Raw genomic sequence first — 19,805 nt, forward strand, 5'->3', positions numbered from 1 at the left:
GTGAGATGATTCAAATTCCAAAGGCTAGAGAGGTGCCATCCGAGCAACAACCCTAAAAATCTGTAGGAATGATCGTGCGGTATGATGCCTTCAGATTTTTCCCGCACGTTTTCGCGCCTCCCATGAACTTGTCGCTCGCCGCCTTCGCCCCTAGGCTTGGTCGGTCATCGCAAAAAACGGTGACACGGACGTGCAAGTCCGGTTACATATCGGCGCACCAACGCCCATAGCCATTCAACGGGCGTTTTTTATGCTTGCTGTGTTTGTTATGGCGGCTGTGCGTGGGAGACCTTCGGGTCTGCCGGGGTCCGATATGCCCGGTCTTGCACACCTGCGCACAGCTGCCACCCGATTTGCGTGCAAGCAAGCGGTGTCAGTCTCCTTCACATATCGGAGATGTTCACCATGATCAAACCCACCCCCAACCCACCTACCTCATCCAGTATCTTCACCGTCAACCCGCACCAGAACACCGAAACCCTGCTGGTCAACGCCAGCGAAACCCTCGCCTCCCTCAACGCCCTGACCTGCGGCCTGGCCTTTGAGCTGAACGGCGCCCAGCGCGGCGTACTCCTGGCCATCCAACAAATGACCGAACTGGGCCAACTGCTGGTCGAGCGCGCGCTGGAGCAGATATCGCCTGCGGTCGCTGCGTAAAACTTGATCAGTCCCAGAAAGGGACCGTTCGTTCCCTTTTTGGGACTGATGCCTGCTCGGGTAAAGCCCCACGTAAACCCGCCGATAACCCGACGAGTCTTTCGGTGGAAGCAACAACCCAATGTGGCTATTTGACGTGTTTGCCTGGCTGTACAACCTCACCCCGTTTACCGGCGTTTTATTGTTGTGGTTCCTAGTGTTGGTGCTCACTGCCAGCGCGACGATGAAGTACCCGACACGACGTGGCAAGCTCGCAGGCTTCGGGATTTCGGTGGTGGGCGCGGTGTTTATTCTGGGGTACCTGGAAACCCTCGTGCTCAGCGACACAGGCAAAGAAATCAAGGATGTTGTGAAAAACCTGGTGGTCATGAGCCTGGGCGGTTTGGGTTCGGGCCTGCTTGCGGTGGCCATATCGGAAGGGCCGAGCAAGGCCGAAATTGAACAGACCCGCGCAAGCATCCGGAACTGGGGCCTGACGGTCTTTGAAGACGTGTTCGTGTTTATCCTGGTGTGTTCACTGGTGTTGGTTGCTATCTGCCTGCCCTTGTGGCTCCTGGATTGGCCCGTGGTGTCGGGGCAGGAAGTCACTGGCCTGTTGCTGGCTTTCCTAGGCGCAGCGTCGGGCTGTGCGATCGTCTCCTATCTGCGTCGGTTGATGAAGTGGGAACAGCTGGGCGTGGCTGTGTTGTTTGGGCTGATGCTGTTTCTGCTGCCCGTGTATGTGCAGGCGATTTGGGGGCTGGTGAGCTGGAGTCTGGCGGCGGTGCTGGGGTTCCATGGCGTGGCGGGCATTGCCATGGGCTGGACCGTGTGGCGCCAGCGCATGGAATGGCGGCGCTCCTGACCGTTACTCCAACCGTAACAGTCCACCACCGAGCTTGATTGATACCCCCCCGATTCACTCCTATGGTGAGCCCCACGACAGCGAACCCGTGGAGCGACCATGACAACAACCATAACCCCCGACTCGCGCTGGACGCGGCGCCGCGACGAGAAGCAGCGGCGGCTTGGGCTGGTCCAGGCGTTTGCCGACGGGGCCGTGCTGCCCAGCGACCGGATCGTCGAGGCCCTGCAAGCCCTGATCCTGCCCGGCGACCGTGTGGTGCTGGAAGGCAATAACCAGAAGCAGGCCGACTTTCTCTCGCGCTCCCTGGCCAAGGCCGACCCGGCCGTGCTCCACGACTTGCACATGATCATGCCCAGCGTCGGGCGCGCCGAGCACCTGGACCTGTTTGAAAAGGGCATCGCGCGCAAGCTCGATTTCTCGTTTGCCGGCACCCAATCCCTGCGCATCAGCCAGTTGCTCGAAGACGGCCTGCTGGAAGTCGGCGCGATCCACACCTACATCGAACTCTATGCACGGCTGGTGGTGGACCTGATCCCCAACGTGGTGCTGTCCGCCGGCTTTATGGCCGACCGCGCCGGCAATATCTACACCGGCCCCAGCACCGAAGACACCCCGGCGCTGATCGAGCCGGCGGCCTTCAGCGATGGCATCGTCATCGTGCAGGTCAACCAATTGGTGGACGACGTCAGCGACTTGCCCCGGGTGGATATCCCGGCCAGTTGGGTGGATTTCGTGGTGGTGGCCGATAAGCCTTTCTATATCGAGCCGCTGTTCACCCGCGACCCCCGGCATATCAAGCCGGTGCATGTGTTGATGGCGATGATGGCGATCCGTGGCATCTACGAAAAACACAACGTGCAGTCGCTGAACCATGGCATTGGCTTCAACACCGCCGCGATTGAACTGATCCTGCCGACCTACGGTGAGTCCCTGGGCCTTAAAGGCAAGATCTGCCGCAACTGGACCCTCAACCCGCACCCCACGCTGATCCCCGCCATCGAAAGCGGCTGGGTTGAAAGCGTGCATTGTTTCGGCACCGAACTGGGCATGGAAAACTACATCGCCGCGCGCCCGGATGTGTTCTTCACCGGCCGCGACGGCTCGTTGCGCTCCAACCGGATGTTCTGCCAACTGGCGGGGCAATACGCGGTGGACCTGTTTATCGGCGCCACGTTGCAGGTGGATGGCGACGGTCATTCGTCCACCGTGACCCGTGGCCGGCTCGCCGGGTTTGGCGGCGCGCCGAACATGGGCCACGACCCACGCGGGCGCCGCCACGGCACCCCGGCCTGGCTCGATATGCGCCACGACGATGCCCCCGAAGCCCTGCTGGAGCGCGGTAAAAAACTCGTCGTGCAAATGGTCGAGACCTTCCAGGAGGGCGGCAAACCGACCTTCGTCGAGACCCTGGATGCGGTGGAAGTGGCGCGCAAAAGCGGCATGCCCCTGGCGCCGATCATGATCTACGGCGACGACGTGACCCACTTGCTCACCGAAGAAGGCATTGCCTATCTATACAAGGCACGCTCCCTGGAAGAGCGCCAGGCGATGATCGCCGCAGTGGCCGGGGTGACCGCCATCGGCCTGCGCCACAACCCCAAGGACACCGCGCGCATGCGCCGCGAAGGCCTGATCGCCTGGCCCGAAGACCTCGGGATCCGCCGCACCGACGCCACCCGCGAACTGCTGGCGGCCAAAAGCGTGGCCGACCTGGTGGACTGGTCCGGTGGCCTGTACAACCCGCCTGCCAAGTTCAGGAGCTGGTAAATGCACGCACTCAAACTGCACACACTGACCCTGGCCGAGCAACTGGCGGACCTGGCGGTCGATGCACTGATCGACGAAGCGGACCTGTCGCCCAAGCCGGCGCTGGTGGATCGGCGCGGCAATGGCGCCCATCAGGATTTGCACCTGGGCCTGATGCACGCCTCGGCGCTGTCCTTGTGGCCGGCCTTCAAGGAAATGGCCGAAGCGGCGATTGCCCTGGGCGAGATCGACCTGCCGCTGCGCGAAGCCCTGGGCCGGATTGGCCGCGAAGGCGAGCAGGCGATGCTCGCCACTACCCAGGGCGTGAATACCCACCGTGGCGCGATCTGGGCCCTCGGCTTGCTAGTGGCCGCCGCCGCGCTGGCGCCTGCTTCGCGCACGGCCAATGCGCTGACTTTAAGGGCTGCGCGCCTGGCCCTGCTCAATGACCGTTTTGCCCCGCAACCGTTGAGCCATGGCGCGCAGGTCGCGCAACGCTATGGCGTACGTGGCGCCCGCGAAGAGGCGCAACTGGGCTTCCCCGCGGTGTTGCAACGGGGCCTGCCGCAACTGCGCGCAAGCCGTTTGCAACAACACGGCGAGCAGAACGCGCGCCTCGATGCGCTGCTGGCGATCATGACCCAACTGGCCGACACCTGCGTGCTCTACCGCGCCGGCACCGATGGCTTGCAGGCCATGCAACGGGGCGCCCAGGCCGTGCTGGATGCGGGCGGCAGCGCGAGCCTGGCGGGGCGGCGTCGCCTCAATGAATTGGACCAGCAACTGCTGGCGCTGAATGCCTCCCCCGGTGGCGCCGCCGACCTGTTGGCTGCCTGCCTGTTTATCGACCGCATCGAGTCTTGCGACGGAGCGTTTTGATGGAAACCCTATCCTTTGAATTCCCCGCCGGTCAGCCACCCAAAGGCCGCGCACTGGTGGGCTGCGTCGGTTCCGGCGACCTTGAAGTGCTGCTGGAACCGGGCACGGCGGGCACCTTGAGCATCCAGGTGCACACCTCGGTCAATGGCGCCGAGCAACGCTGGCAGCATCTGTTCCAGCGGCTCTTCCAGGAGCAGACGCCACCGGCGCTGAACATCCAGATCCACGATTTTGGCGCCACCCCCGGCGTGGTGCGTTTGCGCCTGGAGCAAGGTTTCGAGGAGCTTGGCCATGACTGATTTACTCAACCGGCACAGCTTCGTCGAACTCGGCGCCCGCCAGCGGGCCAAGGCCTTGCTCGATGCCGGCAGCTACCGCGAACTGATCGACCCGTTCCAGCGTGTGATGTCGCCGTGGTTGAGCCGCCAGGGCGTGGTGCCGCAGGCCGACGATGGGGTGGTGATTGCCAAGGGCACGCTCGACGGCCTGGCGCTGGTGATCGCCGCCATCGAAGGCAATTTCCAGGGCGGCAGCCTGGGTGAAGTGGGCGGGGCAAAAATCGCCGGCGCCCTGGAACTGGCCGCCGAAGACAACCGCAACGGCATCCCGACGCGTGCGGTGCTGCTGCTGGAAACCGGCGGCGTGCGCTTGCAGGAAGCCAACCTCGGGCTGGCGGCGATTGCCGATATCCACGCGGCGATTGTCGACCTACGCCAGTACCAACCGGTGATCGGCGTGGTGGCCGGTAGCGTTGGCTGCTTTGGCGGCATGTCGATTGCCGCAGGCCTGTGCAGCTACCTGTTGGTGACCCGCGAAGCGCGCCTGGGCCTGAACGGCCCGCAAGTGATCGAGCAGGAAGCCGGCCTGGAAGAATACGACTCCCGCGACCGACCCTTTATCTGGAGCCTGACCGGCGGCGAGCAGCGCTTCAACACGGGTTTGGCCGACCGCTATGTGGCGGACGATGTGGCGCAGATCCGCCAGCAGATCAGTGAACTGTTGCAGCAAGGTTTGCCGGCCTCGCAACGCAGTCGCCAGGCCGACTATTACCTGGCGCGCCTGGCTGCGCTGGATGCCGAGCCGCAGATCGAGCCGGCCACGGTTCGTGACCTGTATCAGGGAGAACGCCCATGAGAGGCTTGCAGTGGTTCAACGCATTAAGCGCCGGCACAGCGCCTGTGGCGGGTTTGCCGGCATCGTTGAAAGTCGCCGATGGCCTGCTCGGCGAGCAGGCCGTGCGCTTTATCGCGGTGGTGCCGGATGCCGCCAACCGCTTCCCCCGCGCTCGCCAGGGCGAAGTCGGCCTGCTGGAAGGCTGGGGCCTGGCCAAGGCGGTGGATGAAGCCATCGCCTGCGGCGATCAGCGCCCGATCATTGCCATCGTCGACGTGCCGAGCCAGGCCTATGGGCGCCGCGAAGAAGCTCTGGGCATTCATCAGGCCCTGGCGGCGGCAGCGGACAGTTATGCCCGTGCGCGCCTGGCCGGGCACCCGGTGATCGGGTTGCTGGTGGGCAAGGCCATGTCCGGGGCGTTTCTCGCCCATGGCTACCAGGCCAATCGCCTGATTGCCCTGCGCGACCCTGGGGTGATGGTGCACGCCATGGGCAAGGCCTCGGCGGCGCGAGTCACTCTGCGCAGCGTCGAAGAACTGGAAGCCCTGGCTGCCAGCGTGCCGCCCATGGCCTATGACATCGACAGCTATGCCAGCCTCGGCTTGCTCTGGGAAACCCTGACGGTCAGCCAGATTGAACAACCAACCGCCGCCGACCTGGCGCAGGTCAGGGATTGCCTGGTGCAGGCGATCGAGGAGGTGCAGAACAGCGGCGTGCGGGATTTGCGCGGGCGCCTGGGCGCCGCCAACCGTGCCGCGTCCAGCCATGTACGCCAGCTGCTGCGGGAACAATGGTGAACGCCCACGACTTGCTCTGGGGCATGACCCTGGCGCACCTGCCGGCTGACGCACCGGCTTGGGTACGGGCGGTGATCGCTGCGGCACACCCGGTGGTGGTGCGCCGGGCGCTGGCCGAGCCGGGCTATGTGGCGGTGGGTGTGCGCGGGCGTTTGCGTGAGCAGCGTTTTGCGGCCGTGATGCCCCAGGCGGCAGTGCAAAGGCGGGTGACGCCGGAGGCGCTGCGCGGGGTGATTTCGCCCCGGGATTTACCGGCATTGTGCGCCCTCGATCAATTGCGCCCGGTGCTGGCGCGCAAGGTTTGGGGGGTTACCGGCAGCGCGGGTTTCGAGTTGGCCACGGGCATTGAGGCACTGCATGCCCAGAGCGACCTGGATTTGCTGCTGCGCACTCCCGAGCGTCTTGAGCGTGGCGAGGCCGAGGCTCTGCTGGCGATTCTGGACACCGCGCCGTGTGCCGTGGACCTGCAATTGCAAACCCCTTACGGCGCCGTCGCCTTGCGTGAATGGGCCGGCCCAGCGCGGCGGGTGCTGCTGAAAACCGCCAGCGGTGCGCAACTGGTCAGCGACCCTTGGCAGGCCGTGGCATGAGCAGCCTCCTGGTGTTTCCGGGGCAGGGCGCCCAACGCCCGGGCATGCTCCAGCAACTGCCCGCCAGCGTCCTCGATGAGGCCAGTGACGTGTTGGGCGAAGATGTACGCCAGCTCGATTCGGCGCAGGCCCTGGCCAGCACCCGCGCTGTGCAACTGTGCCTGCTGATCGCCGGCGTGGCCCATGCCCGTCAGTTGCAACACACGCCGGACTACGTGGCGGGCCTGTCCATCGGCGCGTATCCGGCGGCGGTGATTGCCGGCGCCCTGGCGTTTGCCGATGCGCTGCGGCTGGTCAGCCTGCGCGGCGAGCTGATGCAGCGCGCTTATCCACAGGGTTACGGCATGACCGCGCTTATCGGCGTGGAGTTATCCACCGTCGAAAATGTGCTGGCCGAAGTCCATGGCCCCGGTTCACCGGTGTACCTGGCCAATATCAATGCCGACAACCAGTGCGTGATTGCCGGCAGCGACGCAGCCATGCAACGGGTCGCGGATCGCGTCAAAGGCCAGGGCGTGGCCAAGCGCCTGGCCGTCAGCGTGCCGTCCCATTGCGCGTTGCTGGATACGCCTGCGCAAACACTGGCCGAGGCGTTCGCCAAGGTCACGCTCAAGGCGCCGGCCATCACCTACCTGAGCAGCACCCGGGCGCGGCCAATTCGTGATCCCGCGCAGTTGCGCGACGACCTGGCGTTCAACATGTGTCGCCTCGTCGATTGGCGCGGCACCGTGCAAAGCGCTTATGAGCGCGGCGTGCGCCTGCATATCGAACTGCCCCCGGGTGCGGTCCTCACCGGCCTTGCGCGGCGGGTATTTGAGCAAGGCACGGTGATCGCCTTCGAGGGCGCGCGCCTGGACACCTTGCAGGCCTTGCTGGAACAGGAGGGCCGCCACCATCGATAAAGCATGACCTTGGCTGTCGAAGCACAAAAACAACAATTTCGATCAAGCATCAAGAGGACTACCAGCATGATTATTTACGGTGTGGCGTTTCTGGCCCTGTGTACCCTGGCAGGCCTGTTTGTCGGCGAGCTGCTGGGCCAATGGATGGGCATCCCGGCCAACGTCGGCGGGGTGGGGATCGCGATGTTGCTGCTGATCGGCCTGGGCAGCTACCTGGGCAAGCGTGGCCTGTTTACCGGCAAGTCGGAGCAGGGTGTGAGCTTCTGGGCGGCGGTGTATATCCCGATTGTGGTGGCCATGGCCGCCCAGCAAAACGTGTATGGCGCCATCAGTGGCGGCCCCATGGCGATCCTTGCCGGCACCTGCGCGGTGCTGGTGGCATTTGCCCTGGTGCCGGTGCTGGTACGCATCGGCAAGCGTGAGCCGGATGCGGTCGTCACTCCCAAGTCGGCAGGGTGAGCGCCATGTATGAATCCTTGATGAAAGTCATCACCGGCTACGGCCTGATCAGTGGTTTTGCGGTGATCGGCCTGACCATGTGGGTGTCCTACTGGATCAGCGACACCTTCACCAAAGGCCGCCTGCATGGTTCGGCCATCGCAATCCTGCTGGGGCTGCTCCTGTCCTATGTGGGCGGTGCGTTTACCGGCGGGGCCAAGGGCGTGGTGGATATCCCGCTGCTGTCGGGCATCGGCCTGCTGGGCGGGGCGATGCTGCGCGACTTTGCCATCGTCGCCACCGCGTTCGGGGTGAGTGTCGATGAGCTCAAGCGCGCCGGGTATGTGGGGGTGCTGGCATTGTTTGTCGGCGTTGGCTCGTCATTTATCGCCGGCGTTGGGGTGGCCATGGCGTTTGGTTATACCGATGCAGTGAGCCTGACCACCATCGGCGCCGGGGCTGTGACCTACATCGTCGGGCCAGTGACCGGCGCGGCGATTGGCGCCAGTTCCGAGGTGATGGCGCTGTCCATTGCCGCAGGGTTGATCAAGGCCATTTTGGTGATGGTCATGACCCCGTTCGTCGCGCCGCTGATCGGCCTGAACAGCCCGCGCAGTGCGGTGATCTTTGGCGGGTTGATGGGCACGTCCAGTGGTGTGGCGGGCGGGTTGGCGGCGACTGACCCGAAGCTGGTGCCTTATGGTTGCCTGACAGCGGCGTTTTATACGGCGCTGGGGTGTTTGTTGGGGCCTTCGTTGTTGTTTTTGCTGATGCGGGGGTTGGTGGGCTAGGGCGTAGATCGTTATTGAAAGATAGGGCCTGCGATGGCGGTTTCAAACCTGCCGATTGGCATACATCCGACACTCCGCCAACAACGCCAGCAAATTCGGATCGCGCTCCTTGGCTTTCAAGAACACCACGCCTATGTGCTGCTGCAACCGGTAGCGTGGCTGCAACGGGATCAGCTTGACCCGGTTCTCATACACCGCCGCAATCCTCCCCGGCAGCAGCGCATAGCCAACGCCCGAGCTGACCATGCTCAGCAGGGTAAAGATGTCGTTGACCTGCATCGCCACCTTCGGCTCGAAACCCGCCTGTTTGAACACCCGTGCGCCGTCCTGGTGGGTGGCGAAGCCTTGGGTCAGGGTGATGAAGGTGGCGTCGCGCACCTGGGCCAGGTCGATTTCCTGTTCGCGGTCCAGGGGCGAATCGGCGGGGGTGGCGAGGAAGATATCGTCGGAAAACAGCTGGATCTGCGCGCAGTCCGGCTCGACGGCCTGGTCGTCGAGGGAGATCAGGATCGCATCCACTTCCATGTTCTTGAGCTTGTACATCAGGTCGACGTTGGAGCCCAGGATCAGGTCGATATTGAGCTCGCTACGCCTGATTTTCAGGCCCATGATCAGTTGCGGCACGGTCTTGACCGTCAGTGAATACAGGGCGCCGAGCTTGAAGCGCTCGGCGGAGAACCCGGCGGCTTCGCGGGTCAGGCGCACGCTGTCGACCACGTCTTGCACCAGCTTTTGCGCGCGTTCTTCGAGCACGTAGGCGCTTTCCAGCGGGGTGAGGTTGCGCCCTTCGTGCTTGAACAGCGGGCAGCGCAGGGCGTTTTCCAGGGAGTGGATGGCGCGGTGCACGCTGACATTGCTGGTGTGCAATTCGGCGGCGGCGCGGGCCAGGTTGCCGGTGCGCATGAAGGCCAGGAAGATTTCCAGTTTCTTGAGGGTGAATTCTTCGTCGATCAGCATGGCGGTGGCTCTTATTGGAATGCGCTCGATTGTGCCCTTAAAGCACCGCAACCGTCATAACGGTCTTGCACTCTCGCCTGTCAGGCATGAGCCTTACGGGGACGTGCAGCCGTTTTGGAGGTGGATGAGGTATGTATCACGGCGAACGATTCAACGCCTGGAGCCATTTGCTCGGCGCCGTGGCGGCCTTTATCGGCGCGGTGTGGATGCTGGTGGTGGCGAGCCTGGACGGCAGCCCGTGGAAGATCGTCAGCGTGGCGATCTATGGTTTTACCCTGCTGGTGCTGTACAGCGCCTCGACGGTGTATCACAGCGTGCGCGGGCGCAAGAAAGCGATCATGCAGAAGGTCGACCACTTTTCGATCTACCTGCTGATCGCCGGCAGCTATACGCCGTTTTGCCTGGTGACCCTGAACGGGGCGTGGGGCTGGACGCTGTTCGGGATTGTCTGGGGGCTGGCGGTGATCGGCATCCTGCAGGAGATCAAGCCGCGCTCGGAGGCGCGGATTTTGTCGATTGTGATTTATGCGGTGATGGGCTGGATTGTGTTGGTGGCGGTCAAGCCGTTGATCGCGGCGCTGGGTACGCATGGGTTTATCTGGCTGGCGTCGGGCGGGGTGTTGTACACGGTGGGGATTATCTTTTTTGCCCTGGAACACCGGTTAAGGCATTCCCATGGGATCTGGCACTTGTTTGTAATTGGCGGCAGCCTGCTGCATTTTGTGGCGATCATGCGCTACGTGCTCTGAAGCTGTAGGCGCTGGCTTGTGTGGGAGCTCCCACATGGATTTTTTGGTGTTTTACAGGCGGTCCAACTGCTCCTGGGCACGGCTGCCAAAGATCTCCAGCAGGCTCGCCAACATATGCGGCGGTGGCTCGTCGGCACGGGTCAGGGCATATAAGGTGATGGGCAGCGGCGGGGCCAGGGGGCGGATGCAGGTGCTGTCGGTGGACGCGCCCAGCGCCGTGAAGGGGTCGATCACCGCCAGGCCGGCGCCGGATTCCACCATGGCGCGGGCCAGGGAATAGGTCTGTACCGAGATCCGCACCCTGGGCGGCGGCTCGACCGCTTCGAGGTAGCTGTCGAGCCGCGCCGAGAGTGGGTCGGCACTGGACAAGCCAATCAACGGCGCGCCCGCCAGGGCCATCAACGGCAAGGGTTTGCCCAGCTCCGCCGCCGGCCAGAAACCCCGTGGCGCCAGGGCCACCAGCACGCCGTGGGCCAATGCCTGGGCCTTGAGCCCGGGATGGTCCGGGGACTTGAGGGTCAGCGCCACATCCATCTCGCGCATCAGCAGGTTTTGCACCAGTTCGCGGCTGTGGGCGCTGGATAGTTCGCAGGCGATGTCCGGGTAGCGCTGGGTCCATTCGCCAATCGCCGGTGGCAACAACGACAAGGCCAGGGCCGGCGTGGCGCCGATGCGCAGGCTTTGGCCGGGTGCGCGCCGCAGGTTCTGGGCCAGGCGCCGCACGCCTTGCAGGCTTTCGCTGACCTTATCGACTTCACGTTCCAGAGCCAGGGCCTCCGGGGTTGGCTGCAGCTTGCCGCGTATGCGCAGGAACAGCGGGAAACCCAACTGCAGCTCGGCATGTTGCAGCACCTTGGTCACCGCCGGTTGTGAGACGTGCAGCAACTGCGCGGCGGCGCTGACCGAGCCGGTCTGGCGGATGGCCTGGAAGATTTCGATATGACGCAAGCGCATGACAAGTCCATAACCTTTGTTTATAGGTGGCCCATCTTTATTCATTGTCCGGCGCCTGTCACCTGGCCCTAATCTTGGTGCTCATTACAACGCTCGGGAATCGACATGGCTCAGCAGGTTTGCATCATTGGCGGTGGGGTCATCGGTCTGGCGAGCGCCTATGCCCTGGTGCGCGCTGGCATGGACGTGACGGTGGTCGAAGCCCGCGACAGCCTGGGCAGCGAGACCAGTTTTGCCAATGGCGGCCAGTTGTCCTATCGCTACGTTGCGCCGCTGGCGGACAAAGGCGTGCCGTTGCAAGCCATTGGCTGGCTGTTGCGCGGCGACTCGCCGTTAAAGCTGCGCCCGCGCCTGGACCCGGCGCAATGGCGCTGGATGGCCGCGTTCCTCGGTGCCTGCCGGGCCTCGGTCAACAAGCGCAATGCCGGCCACTTGTTGCGCCTGGCCACCTTGAGCCAGGGCACCTTGCAGCAGTGGCGCGAAGAAGACGGGCTGGACGGCTTCGACTGGAAACGCAATGGCAAGCTGGTGACGTTTCGCAGCCACCACAGCTTTGAACACGCTCGCAATAAGGTGCTCGATCGCCTGCAACAGCAGGTGCTGTCGGCGGCCGATTGCACGCGCCTGGAACCGACCCTGGGGGCCACGGATTTTGTCGGGGGCATCTACACACCCAATGAAGAAGTGGCGGATTGTCATGGCTTCTGTCAGCAATTGGCGGCACGCCTGGAAGCGTCGGGCCGTTGCCGGTTTGTGCTGGGGCGCAAAGTCACGGGCATCCGCCAGGCCAACGGCACGGTGCAGGGGATTGAGTTGGGCGGCGAGGTGATGCCGGTGCAGCATCTGGTGCTGGCGGCCGGAGTCCGCAGCCCCGAGCTGGCCTTGCCGGGCATCGTGCTGCCGCTGTACCCGCTCAAGGGCTACAGCCTGAGCGTACCGATTGGCGCGCAGCACGCCGCGCCAAAAATCAGCATCACCGACTATGACCGCAAGATCGTCTACGCACGGATCGGCGAGCAATTGCGGGTGGCGGCGATGGTCGACATCGTCGGCTTTGATACCGGCCTTGAGCCCAAGCGCCTGGCCCTGATCAAGCGCCAGGCCAGTGAGACCTTCCCCCTGGCCGGCGACTACAGCCAGGCCATCGAATGGGCCGGCATGCGCCCGGCCACCCCCAGTGGCGTGCCGTTGATTGGCGCCAGTGTGTACCGCAACCTGTGGCTCAACCTTGGCCACGGCGCCCTGGGCTTTACCCTGGCCTGTGGCAGCGGCCAGCTGTTGGCGGAGTTGATCGGCCAGCACACCACTTCCATTGATATGCAGGGCCTCGCGCCCCGCGCCGCTTAGGACACTGCAATGACCATCACCCGGATCAACAGCAATAATCGCCTGTCGGGCGCCGTGGCCTTCCAGGAGCTGGTCTTCCTGTCTGGCCAGGTGCCGGGCGACGGCCAGGACGTGACCACCCAGACCCAAGAGGTGCTGGCCAAAATTGATGCGCTGCTGGCCGAAGCCGGCAGCGACAAGGATCATCTGCTCAACGCGACCATTTACCTGAAGAATATCCAGGAGGGCTTTGCGCCGATGAATGATGTCTGGTCCGCCTGGCTCACGCCCGGCCAGGCACCGACCCGCACCACCCTGCAGGCGGAACTGGCACGCCCCGGTGTGCTGGTGGAAATCAGCGTTATCGCTGTACGCCGCCCATAACAAGAAAACCAACGGAGAATAACAATGCAAAAAATCACGTTGATCGGCACGGCCCTCGGGCTGTTACTGGCGGCCCAGGCCCAGGCCAATGAAGCGCCGCTGACAGGCACCCTGGCCAAGATCGCGAATGCTAAGAGCATCACCTTGGGCTATCGCGATGCGTCGGTGCCGTTTTCCTATGTCGGTGACCACACTGGCAAGCCCATGGGCTATTCGGTGGACCTGGCGAGCAAGATAGTCGAGCGCATCCAGCAGAAGACCGGCGTGCCCCAGCTCAACGTGAAGTACAACCTGGTCACCTCGCAGACGCGCATCCCGTTGGTGATCAACGGCACCGTGGACCTGGAGTGCGGCTCCACCGGGGTGACGGCCGAGCGGCAGAAGCAGGTGGCGTTTTCCTATGGCTTTATCTATGTGAAGGGCCAGTTGCTTACCGCCAACGACAGCGGCATCCAGCGCTTCGCCGACCTGCGCGGCAAGAACGTGGTGACCACCGCCGGCACCACCAACGAACGGTTCCTCAAGAGCTACAACCACGAGCACAAGCTGGATATGTCGGTGATCAGCGCCAAGGATCACGGCGAGGCGTTCCAGATGCTGCAATCGGGCCGGGCCGTGGCGTTCTATATGGACGACGCATTGCTCTACGGCGAGCGCGCCAAGGCCCAAGACCCGCACAAGTGGGTGGTGGTGGGCGAGGAGCAGTCGCGGGAAATCTACAGCTGCATGGTGCGCAAGGACGACCCGCAGTTTCTGGCGGTGGTCAACGAGACCCTGGGCGAGCTGTACAGCTCGGGGGAAATCAACGGGATCTACCAGCGCTGGTTTGAACAGCCGATCCCGCCGAAGGGCTTGAACCTGGAATTCCCCATGACCAGCGAGCTGAAGGCGATTATTGCCAAGCCGGTCAGCGATCCGGTGGAATAAACCACCAATCCCAATGTGGGAGCTTGCTCCCACATTTTTGATTGGGTTTGCAAGGTGGGGTTAGAAGTCGCCCCACAGCTGTTGTGCAACCGCCAGCGCCACCACCGGCGCGGTCTCGGTGCGCAACACCCGCGGCCCCAGCCGTGCGGCGTGGAAGCCAGCGCCTTGCGCGGTCTGGACTTCGCCATCGGTCAAGCCTCCCTCCGGGCCGATCAAAAACGCCAGGCTCGACGGTTTGGCATGGCTCACCAGTGGCTCGGCCACCGGGTGCAGCACCAGCTTCAAATCCGCCTCGGCCTGTTGCAACCAATCGGCCAGTAACAACGGTGGGTGAATCACCGGCACCGTGGAGCGCCCGCATTGCTCGCAGGCGCTGATTGTGACCTGGCGCCAGTGCAGCAGGCGTTTGTCGGCACGTTCGTCCTTGAGGCGTACTTCGCAACGCTCGCTGAAGATCGGCGTGATGGCGTTGACCCCAAGCTCGGTGGCTTTCTGGATGGCCCAATCCATACGCTCGCCCCGGGACAGGCCCTGGCCCAGATGAATGTGCAGCGGTGATTCGACCTGGCCGGCGAAGGCTTCGGTGAGTTGCACCGTCACACGTTTTTTCCCGACTTCCAGCAGGCTGCCGCGAAATTCCTGGCCAGAACCGTCGAACAGTTGCACGGCATCGCCTTCATTCATGCGCAGCACGCGGCTGATGTAATGCGCCTGGGCTTCGGGCAGTTCGTGGTCGCCAAGGCTCAGCGGGGTATCGGTGAAAAAACGCGACAGTCTCATTTCTGTTCTCGGGAAAATGCAAAACCTGTGGGAGCCGGGCTTGCCCGCGATGCGGCAGGCCAGGCGCCAGATTAATAGGCTGGGTTCAATCAGCCGGGGTCGCGAAAGCCTGGGTGGAAGTCCTTGGGCACGGCCACGCTGACTGTGCTGTTAGTGGCGATATCAATGCCTTCAGTGGCCACTTCGGCCAAAAAGTCGATCTGCTCCGGGGTGATCACATACGGCGGCAGGAAATACACCACGCTGCCCAAGGGCCGCAACAACGCGCCGCGCTCCAGGGCGTGCTCGAACACTTTCAGGCCGCGCCGTTCCTGCCACGGGTAGGCGGCCTTGGTGGCCTTGTCCTGGACCATCTCGATGGCCAGCACCATGCCAGTCTGGCGCACTTCCGACACATGGGGATGGTCCACCAGGTGTGCGGTGGCGGTGGCCATGCGCTGGGCCAGGGCCTTGTTGTGTTCGATGACGTTGTCTTCTTCAAAGATATCCAGGGTCGCCAGGGCCGCCGCACACGCCAGCGGGTTGCCGGTGTAGCTGTGGGAATGCAGGAAGGCGCGCAGGGTTGGGTAGTCGTCGTAGAAGGCGCTGTACACATCCTCGGTGGTGACCACGGCGGCCAGGGGCAGGTAGCCGCCGGTCAGGGCCTTGGACAGGCACAGGAAGTCCGGGCGGATACCCGCCTGTTCACAGGCGAACATGCTGCCGGTGCGGCCGAAGCCCACGGCGATTTCGTCGTGGATCAGGTGCACGCCATACCGGTCGCAGGCTTCGCGCAGCAGCTTGAGGTACACCGGGTGGTACATGCGCATGCCACCGGCGCCCTGGATCAGCGGCTCGACGATCACGGCGGCGACGCTGGCGTGGTTATCCGCCAGGGTTTGTTCCATGGCCTGGAACATGTTGCGCGAATGTTCTTCCCAACTCATGCCATCGGGGCGCAGGTAGCAGTCCGGGCTTGGCACCTTGAGGGTGTCCAGCAGCAAGGCCTTGTAGGTCTCGGTGAACAGCGGCACATCGCCAACCGACATCGCGGCGATGGTTTCGCCGTGGTAGCTGTTGGTCAGGGTGACAAAGCGCTTTTTGTTCGGCTGGCCGCGGTTGAGCCAATAGTGAAAGCTCATTTTCAGCGCGACTTCGATGCATGACGAGCCATTGTCGGCGTAGAAGCAGCGGGTCAGGCCTTCGGGGGTGAGCTTGACCAGGCGCTCGGACAGCTCGATCACCGGCTGGTGGCTGAAGCCGGCGAGGATCACGTGCTCCAGTTGGTCCACCTGATCCTTGATACGCTGGTTGATACGCTGGTTGGCGTGGCCGAACACGTTGACCCACCAGGAGCTGACAGCATCGAGGTAGCGCTTGCCTTCAAAGTCTTCCAGCCACACGCCTTCACCGCGCTTGATTGGCACCAGCGGCAGCTGCTGGTGGTCTTTCATCTGGGTGCAGGGATGCCACAGCACCGCCAGGTCGCGTTGCATCCACTGGTTATTCAAGCCCATCTTTTCGTCTCCTCGAAGCGCTGCCGTGACCCGCGCAGGCAAAACAATCGCGCAAGCCTATGCAATGGCGGGCGGTGTCACAACCCAATTGAGCGTTTGTAGGATAATTCGCGATAAATGCAGGACGGTCTGTCACGTATCTTAGGAATAGTCGTTAATCCATCGTTAACTTAATCTGTGTACTCTTTAAGATCGTTTTTTTCGATGTTTCATAGCGAAATTTTCCGCTTTATATCGATAAGTAAAACGCTAGTCTTGAGCACGGCTCTTACGGGATTTGGTTAATGCAACTACGAAACTCATCGACCCGCTACGGCTGGGTCAGCATTGTGATTCATTGGGGCGTGGCACTGGTGGTGTTCGGTCTGTTTGCGCTGGGCTTGTGGATGGTCGGTCTCGACTATTACAGCGCCTGGCGTAAAGACGCGCCGGATTTGCACAAAAGCATTGGCCTTACGTTGTTTGCGGTCATGTTGGTGCGCATTGTCTGGCGCCTGCTCAGCCCGCCGCCGCCAGCGCTGGCCAGCTATAGTCGTCTGACCCGTATCGGTGCCGCATTCGGCCACGGGTTCCTGTATCTGGGGCTGTTTGCGGTGATGATTGCCGGCTATCTGATTTCCACCGCAGATGGTGTCGGGATCCCGGTGTTTGGTTTGTTTGAAATTCCTGCCGTGGTTTCCGGTCTACCGGACCAGGCAGATGTAGCCGGGCTGGTGCATTTGTACCTGGCCTGGGTGCTGGTGGTCTTTGCCGGCCTGCATGGCGTGGCTGCCTTGAAACACCACTTCATTGATCGTGATGCAACCCTGGTCCGTATGCTGGGGCGCAAAGCCTGATGTTCAACCTCGACTCACAAGGAATAGAAAGCATGTTGAAAAAAACTCTCGCCGCTCTGGCAATTGGTTCTGCCCTGCTGTCTGCTGGTTCGGCGATGGCGGCTGACTACGTGATCGACAAAGAAGGCCAGCACGCCTTCGTCGATTTCAAGATCAGCCACTTGGGCTACAGCTTCATCACCGGTACTTTCAAGGACCTGGACGGCAAGTTCAGCTTTGACGCTGCCAAGCCTGAAGATGCCAAGATCGAAGTGAATGTGCGCACCGCCAGTATCTTCAGCAACCATGCCGAGCGCGACAAGCACGTTAACAGCAAGGACTTTCTGGAGTCGGGCAAATTCCCGGATGCCAAGTTTGTCTCCACCAGCGTCAAGCCAACCGGCAAGAATGCCGATGGCAAGCTGACTGCCGATGTCACTGGCGACCTGACTTTCCACGGGGTCACCAAGCCAATCGTGGTCAAGGCTACGTTCCTGGGTGAAGGCAAGGATCCATGGGGTGGCTACCGTGCCGGCTTTGAAGGCACCACCAGCATCAGCCGCAAAGAGTTCAACAAGGATGGTATGGATGTAGGTCCACAGTCCGACAAGGTTGAGCTGTACATCACCTTTGAAGGTGTAAAAGCGAAGTAATGCTTTGTCTGTAGGAGCGAGCAAGCTTGCTCCTACAGTAGTTTGAAGGCATAAAAAAACGCCCCGTATCGCAAGATACGGGGCGTTTTTTATGCCAGCAACTTAGCGGTTGCGGGTCAGCAACGCTGGTTTTTCACCACGAGGGCGGCCTGGCAGTTGATCCAACTGCTCAGGTGTCGGGAAGCGATCGCTTTTCGACTCCTTGTGGATGATCTTCGGCGTGGTGCCGCTGCGCGGGTTCTGCACGGCTGGCTCGGAGGAGCGTGGCTGCTCATCACGGGCGGGGCGGCGGTTGCGCGACTCTTCGCGACGGGCCTGGCCGTCACGTGGTGCGCCGTTACGCGGACCATTGCGCTTGGCCGGTGGGGTGCCGGTGGTGGCGCCGTTGCTGCTGCGCGGAGCGTTCTGGCGACCCTGTGGCTGGCCGCCGGTGCGCGGAGCACCTGCACCCGGTGCCGGGGCACCCGGGCGACGACCACGACCCTGGGCCGGTTTGGCCTGGGGCACGTAGTCTACGCGGTTACCGAAGTTATCCACGTCATCGTCGAGGAACTCATCCGGTGCGCGGTCGGCTGCGGCGCGTGGCGGCTGGCTCGGCTGGCGCTGTTCACGGGCCGGGGTGCCTTCGCGGGGCTTCTGCTCACGGGCTGGGCGTTCGCCACGGCCGTTGGTGGGCGCCTTGTCCTTGCCGCCCTTGTCCTTGCCTTTGTCGCGACGACCACCGCCACCGCCGCCGCCGTTCGGGCCATCGCCCTTGGGACCGCGTGGGTTGCGTGGGTTACGCACGTCCGGGCGCTCGCGCACTTCCGGTTTCTCGGCTTCCACGGTGCTGGCATCGAAGCCCATCAGGTCGCCGTCGGCAATTTTCTGCTTGGTCATGCGCTCGATGCTTTTCAGCAGTTTTTCTTCATCCGGGGCGACCAGGGAAATGGCCTCGCCCGAACGACCGGCCCGGCCCGTACGGCCGATACGGTGCACGTAGTCTTCATCGACGTTTGGCAGCTCGAAGTTGACCACGTGCGGCAGTTGGTCGATATCCAGGCCACGGGCGGCGATATCGGTGGCGACCAGGATCCGTACGGAGCCGGCCTTGAAGTCGGCCAGGGCCTTGGTCCGCGCGTTCTGGCTCTTGTTGCCGTGGATGGCGACGGCGGTCAGGCCGTGCTTGTCCAGGTACTCGGCCAGGCGGTTGGCGCCGTGCTTGGTGCGGGTGAACACCAGGACCTGTTCCCAGGCACCGGCGGTGATCAGGTGGGCCAGCAGCGAACGCTTGTGGCTGGCAGGCAGGCGGAACACCCGTTGCTCGATACGCTCGACCGTGGTGTTGGGCGGCGTGACTTCGATGCGCTCGGGGTTGTGCAGCAGCTTGCCGGCCAGGGCGGTGATGTCGTTGGAGAACGTTGCCGAGAACAGCAGGTTCTGGCGTTTGGCCGGCAGGCGCGCGAGGACTTTCTTCACGTCATGCACAAAGCCCATGTCGAGCATGCGGTCGGCTTCGTCCAGCACGAGGATTTCCACGTGGGACAGATCGACGCTGCCTTGGCCGCACAGGTCGAGCAAGCGACCTGGGCAGGCGACCAGCACGTCAACCCCGCGGGACATGGCCTGAACCTGAGGGTTCATGCCGACGCCGCCGAAGATGCAGGCGCTGACGAACTTCAGGTCGCGGGCATAGAGCTTGAAGCTGTCATGCACTTGGGCGGCGAGTTCGCGGGTGGGGGTCAGGACCAGTACGCGGGGTTGGCGCGGGCCGTGACGTTGGGATTTGTCCGGGTGACCGTTGGGGAACAACCGCTCCAGAATCGGGAGGGCGAAGCCGCCGGTTTTACCAGTACCTGTCTGAGCCGCGACCATCAGGTCGCGACCTTGCAACACGGCGGGAATAGCCCGCTGTTGCACCGGAGTAGGCTCGGTATAGCCCGCTGCCTCGATGGCGCGGACTAAAGCCTCGGAGAGACCGAGGGAAGCAAAGGACATGAGTAATCCTGTTTGTAGTTAGGGCTT

At 63.0% G+C, this 19,805-nt stretch carries 22 protein-coding genes; 17 read left to right on the forward strand and 5 right to left on the reverse strand.

Going from position 1 to position 19,805, the window contains the following annotated elements; all coding sequences use genetic code 11:
- The first annotated feature begins 405 nt into the window (after nt 1-405).
- From AO268_RS10460 to madM, 11 genes are all read left to right on the forward strand, one after another.
- Nucleotides 406-657 (forward strand): DUF6124 family protein, encoded by a 252-nt coding sequence (locus AO268_RS10460; protein WP_076963214.1) that lies wholly within the window; start codon nt 406-408, stop codon nt 655-657.
- A 121-nt stretch (nt 658-778) separates the two neighbouring features.
- Nucleotides 779-1,501, forward strand: a complete 723-nt coding sequence (locus tag AO268_RS10465; protein WP_099168626.1) for a hypothetical protein — start codon at nt 779-781, stop codon at nt 1,499-1,501.
- A 99-nt stretch (nt 1,502-1,600) separates the two neighbouring features.
- A complete protein-coding gene (gene mdcA, locus AO268_RS10470; protein ID WP_076963175.1) occupies nt 1,601-3,271 on the forward strand; it encodes a malonate decarboxylase subunit alpha in 1,671 nt (556 codons plus the stop codon).
- Nucleotides 3,272-4,129 (forward strand): triphosphoribosyl-dephospho-CoA synthase, encoded by an 858-nt coding sequence (locus AO268_RS10475; protein ID WP_099168627.1) that lies wholly within the window; start codon nt 3,272-3,274, stop codon nt 4,127-4,129.
- Nucleotides 4,129-4,428 carry a malonate decarboxylase subunit delta gene (locus AO268_RS10480; RefSeq protein WP_099168628.1) on the forward strand — a complete coding sequence of 100 codons (300 nt, stop codon included), beginning with the start codon at nt 4,129-4,131 and terminating at the stop codon, nt 4,426-4,428. The genes AO268_RS10475 and AO268_RS10480 overlap by 1 nt, the downstream gene beginning before the upstream one ends.
- Complete coding sequence (locus AO268_RS10485; protein ID WP_099168629.1) at nt 4,421-5,263, forward strand: biotin-independent malonate decarboxylase subunit beta; 843 nt, start codon at nt 4,421-4,423, stop codon at nt 5,261-5,263. The genes AO268_RS10480 and AO268_RS10485 overlap by 8 nt, the downstream gene beginning before the upstream one ends.
- On the forward strand, nt 5,260-6,039 hold the full coding sequence (mdcE, locus tag AO268_RS10490) for a biotin-independent malonate decarboxylase subunit gamma (protein ID WP_099168630.1): 780 nt from the start codon (nt 5,260-5,262) through the stop codon (nt 6,037-6,039). Before AO268_RS10485 ends, mdcE begins: the two co-directional genes overlap by 4 nt.
- The gene (locus AO268_RS10495) at nt 6,033-6,629 is read left to right on the forward strand and encodes a malonate decarboxylase holo-ACP synthase (RefSeq protein ID WP_099168631.1); all 597 of its coding nucleotides are present in this window, start codon (nt 6,033-6,035) and stop codon (nt 6,627-6,629) included. The genes mdcE and AO268_RS10495 overlap by 7 nt, the downstream gene beginning before the upstream one ends.
- Complete coding sequence (mdcH, locus tag AO268_RS10500) at nt 6,626-7,531, forward strand: malonate decarboxylase subunit epsilon (RefSeq protein ID WP_099168632.1); 906 nt, start codon at nt 6,626-6,628, stop codon at nt 7,529-7,531. Before AO268_RS10495 ends, mdcH begins: the two co-directional genes overlap by 4 nt.
- 66 nt (nt 7,532-7,597) lie before the next feature.
- Nucleotides 7,598-7,990 carry a malonate transporter subunit MadL gene (gene madL, locus AO268_RS10505; RefSeq protein WP_076963182.1) on the forward strand — a complete coding sequence of 131 codons (393 nt, stop codon included), beginning with the start codon at nt 7,598-7,600 and terminating at the stop codon, nt 7,988-7,990.
- 5 nt (nt 7,991-7,995) lie between these two features.
- Nucleotides 7,996-8,760 (forward strand): malonate transporter subunit MadM, encoded by a 765-nt coding sequence (gene madM / locus AO268_RS10510; RefSeq protein ID WP_099168633.1) that lies wholly within the window; start codon nt 7,996-7,998, stop codon nt 8,758-8,760.
- Between the two features lie 42 nt (nt 8,761-8,802).
- Here the strand turns inward: madM and AO268_RS10515 are convergent, their stop codons facing one another.
- Complete coding sequence (locus tag AO268_RS10515) at nt 8,803-9,717, reverse strand: LysR family transcriptional regulator (RefSeq protein ID WP_099168634.1); 915 nt, start codon at nt 9,715-9,717, stop codon at nt 8,803-8,805.
- Nucleotides 9,718-9,848: 131 nt separating this feature from the next.
- Here AO268_RS10515 and trhA point away from each other — a divergent pair, with 131 nt between their 5' ends.
- On the forward strand, nt 9,849-10,466 hold the full coding sequence (trhA, locus tag AO268_RS10520; RefSeq protein ID WP_076963185.1) for a PAQR family membrane homeostasis protein TrhA: 618 nt from the start codon (nt 9,849-9,851) through the stop codon (nt 10,464-10,466).
- Between the two features lie 51 nt (nt 10,467-10,517).
- Here trhA and AO268_RS10525 read toward each other — a convergent pair whose 3' ends face one another.
- Nucleotides 10,518-11,420 (reverse strand): LysR family transcriptional regulator, encoded by a 903-nt coding sequence (locus AO268_RS10525; RefSeq protein WP_057960866.1) that lies wholly within the window; start codon nt 11,418-11,420, stop codon nt 10,518-10,520.
- 105 nt (nt 11,421-11,525) lie between these two features.
- Between AO268_RS10525 and AO268_RS10530 the strand changes: the two genes are divergently transcribed.
- The 3 genes from AO268_RS10530 to AO268_RS10540 are packed head-to-tail and all read left to right on the forward strand — an operon-like array spanning nt 11,526 to nt 14,057.
- Nucleotides 11,526-12,767 carry a D-amino acid dehydrogenase gene (locus AO268_RS10530; RefSeq protein WP_099168635.1) on the forward strand — a complete coding sequence of 414 codons (1,242 nt, stop codon included), beginning with the start codon at nt 11,526-11,528 and terminating at the stop codon, nt 12,765-12,767.
- Between the two features lie 9 nt (nt 12,768-12,776).
- Nucleotides 12,777-13,130, forward strand: coding sequence for a RidA family protein (locus tag AO268_RS10535; protein ID WP_099168636.1), 354 nt, complete (start codon nt 12,777-12,779; stop codon nt 13,128-13,130).
- A 24-nt stretch (nt 13,131-13,154) separates the two neighbouring features.
- Nucleotides 13,155-14,057: a transporter substrate-binding domain-containing protein gene (locus tag AO268_RS10540; protein WP_076963188.1), complete on the forward strand. Its 903-nt coding sequence runs from the start codon at nt 13,155-13,157 to the stop codon at nt 14,055-14,057.
- A 60-nt stretch (nt 14,058-14,117) separates the two neighbouring features.
- Here AO268_RS10540 and AO268_RS10545 read toward each other — a convergent pair whose 3' ends face one another.
- Both AO268_RS10545 and AO268_RS10550 read right to left on the reverse strand, forming a co-directional pair.
- Nucleotides 14,118-14,837, reverse strand: coding sequence for a 16S rRNA (uracil(1498)-N(3))-methyltransferase (locus AO268_RS10545; RefSeq protein WP_099168637.1), 720 nt, complete (start codon nt 14,835-14,837; stop codon nt 14,118-14,120).
- Between the two features lie 89 nt (nt 14,838-14,926).
- Nucleotides 14,927-16,333, reverse strand: a complete 1,407-nt coding sequence (locus tag AO268_RS10550; protein WP_099168638.1) for an adenosylmethionine--8-amino-7-oxononanoate transaminase — start codon at nt 16,331-16,333, stop codon at nt 14,927-14,929.
- A 284-nt stretch (nt 16,334-16,617) separates the two neighbouring features.
- On the opposite strand from AO268_RS10550, the gene AO268_RS10555 reads away from it, so the two are divergent.
- The gene (locus AO268_RS10555) at nt 16,618-17,169 is read left to right on the forward strand and encodes a cytochrome b (RefSeq protein ID WP_076963191.1); all 552 of its coding nucleotides are present in this window, start codon (nt 16,618-16,620) and stop codon (nt 17,167-17,169) included.
- A 32-nt stretch (nt 17,170-17,201) separates the two neighbouring features.
- Nucleotides 17,202-17,801, forward strand: a complete 600-nt coding sequence (locus AO268_RS10560) for a YceI family protein (protein ID WP_076963192.1) — start codon at nt 17,202-17,204, stop codon at nt 17,799-17,801.
- A gap of 102 nt (nt 17,802-17,903) precedes the next feature.
- Here the strand turns inward: AO268_RS10560 and AO268_RS10565 are convergent, their stop codons facing one another.
- Nucleotides 17,904-19,778 carry a DEAD/DEAH box helicase gene (locus AO268_RS10565; RefSeq protein ID WP_076963193.1) on the reverse strand — a complete coding sequence of 625 codons (1,875 nt, stop codon included), beginning with the start codon at nt 19,776-19,778 and terminating at the stop codon, nt 17,904-17,906.
- Between the last annotated feature and the right edge of the window lie 27 nt (nt 19,779-19,805).

The sequence above is a fragment of the Pseudomonas sp. ICMP 8385 genome (assembly GCF_002699915.1).
GTDB lineage: Bacteria > Pseudomonadota > Gammaproteobacteria > Pseudomonadales > Pseudomonadaceae > Aquipseudomonas > Aquipseudomonas gessardii.

What these genes read in the sequence shown, in the direction of transcription:
- AO268_RS10460 (WP_076963214.1), top strand. Translation starts at nt 406, where the DNA reads ATGATCAAACCCACCCCCAACCCACCTACCTCATCCAGTATCTTCACC.
- AO268_RS10465 (WP_099168626.1), top strand. Translation starts at nt 779, where the DNA reads ATGTGGCTATTTGACGTGTTTGCCTGGCTGTACAACCTCACCCCGTTT.
- mdcA (WP_076963175.1), top strand. Translation starts at nt 1,601, where the DNA reads ATGACAACAACCATAACCCCCGACTCGCGCTGGACGCGGCGCCGCGAC.
- AO268_RS10475 (WP_099168627.1), top strand. Translation starts at nt 3,272, where the DNA reads ATGCACGCACTCAAACTGCACACACTGACCCTGGCCGAGCAACTGGCG.
- AO268_RS10480 (WP_099168628.1), top strand. Translation starts at nt 4,129, where the DNA reads ATGGAAACCCTATCCTTTGAATTCCCCGCCGGTCAGCCACCCAAAGGC.
- AO268_RS10485 (WP_099168629.1), top strand. Translation starts at nt 4,421, where the DNA reads ATGACTGATTTACTCAACCGGCACAGCTTCGTCGAACTCGGCGCCCGC.
- mdcE (WP_099168630.1), top strand. Translation starts at nt 5,260, where the DNA reads ATGAGAGGCTTGCAGTGGTTCAACGCATTAAGCGCCGGCACAGCGCCT.
- AO268_RS10495 (WP_099168631.1), top strand. Translation starts at nt 6,033, where the DNA reads ATGGTGAACGCCCACGACTTGCTCTGGGGCATGACCCTGGCGCACCTG.
- mdcH (WP_099168632.1), top strand. Translation starts at nt 6,626, where the DNA reads ATGAGCAGCCTCCTGGTGTTTCCGGGGCAGGGCGCCCAACGCCCGGGC.
- madL (WP_076963182.1), top strand. Translation starts at nt 7,598, where the DNA reads ATGATTATTTACGGTGTGGCGTTTCTGGCCCTGTGTACCCTGGCAGGC.
- madM (WP_099168633.1), top strand. Translation starts at nt 7,996, where the DNA reads ATGTATGAATCCTTGATGAAAGTCATCACCGGCTACGGCCTGATCAGT.
- AO268_RS10515 (WP_099168634.1), bottom strand. Translation starts at nt 9,717, where the DNA reads ATGCTGATCGACGAAGAATTCACCCTCAAGAAACTGGAAATCTTCCTG.
- trhA (WP_076963185.1), top strand. Translation starts at nt 9,849, where the DNA reads ATGTATCACGGCGAACGATTCAACGCCTGGAGCCATTTGCTCGGCGCC.
- AO268_RS10525 (WP_057960866.1), bottom strand. Translation starts at nt 11,420, where the DNA reads ATGCGCTTGCGTCATATCGAAATCTTCCAGGCCATCCGCCAGACCGGC.
- AO268_RS10530 (WP_099168635.1), top strand. Translation starts at nt 11,526, where the DNA reads ATGGCTCAGCAGGTTTGCATCATTGGCGGTGGGGTCATCGGTCTGGCG.
- AO268_RS10535 (WP_099168636.1), top strand. Translation starts at nt 12,777, where the DNA reads ATGACCATCACCCGGATCAACAGCAATAATCGCCTGTCGGGCGCCGTG.
- AO268_RS10540 (WP_076963188.1), top strand. Translation starts at nt 13,155, where the DNA reads ATGCAAAAAATCACGTTGATCGGCACGGCCCTCGGGCTGTTACTGGCG.
- AO268_RS10545 (WP_099168637.1), bottom strand. Translation starts at nt 14,837, where the DNA reads ATGAGACTGTCGCGTTTTTTCACCGATACCCCGCTGAGCCTTGGCGAC.
- AO268_RS10550 (WP_099168638.1), bottom strand. Translation starts at nt 16,333, where the DNA reads ATGGGCTTGAATAACCAGTGGATGCAACGCGACCTGGCGGTGCTGTGG.
- AO268_RS10555 (WP_076963191.1), top strand. Translation starts at nt 16,618, where the DNA reads ATGCAACTACGAAACTCATCGACCCGCTACGGCTGGGTCAGCATTGTG.
- AO268_RS10560 (WP_076963192.1), top strand. Translation starts at nt 17,202, where the DNA reads ATGTTGAAAAAAACTCTCGCCGCTCTGGCAATTGGTTCTGCCCTGCTG.
- AO268_RS10565 (WP_076963193.1), bottom strand. Translation starts at nt 19,778, where the DNA reads ATGTCCTTTGCTTCCCTCGGTCTCTCCGAGGCTTTAGTCCGCGCCATC.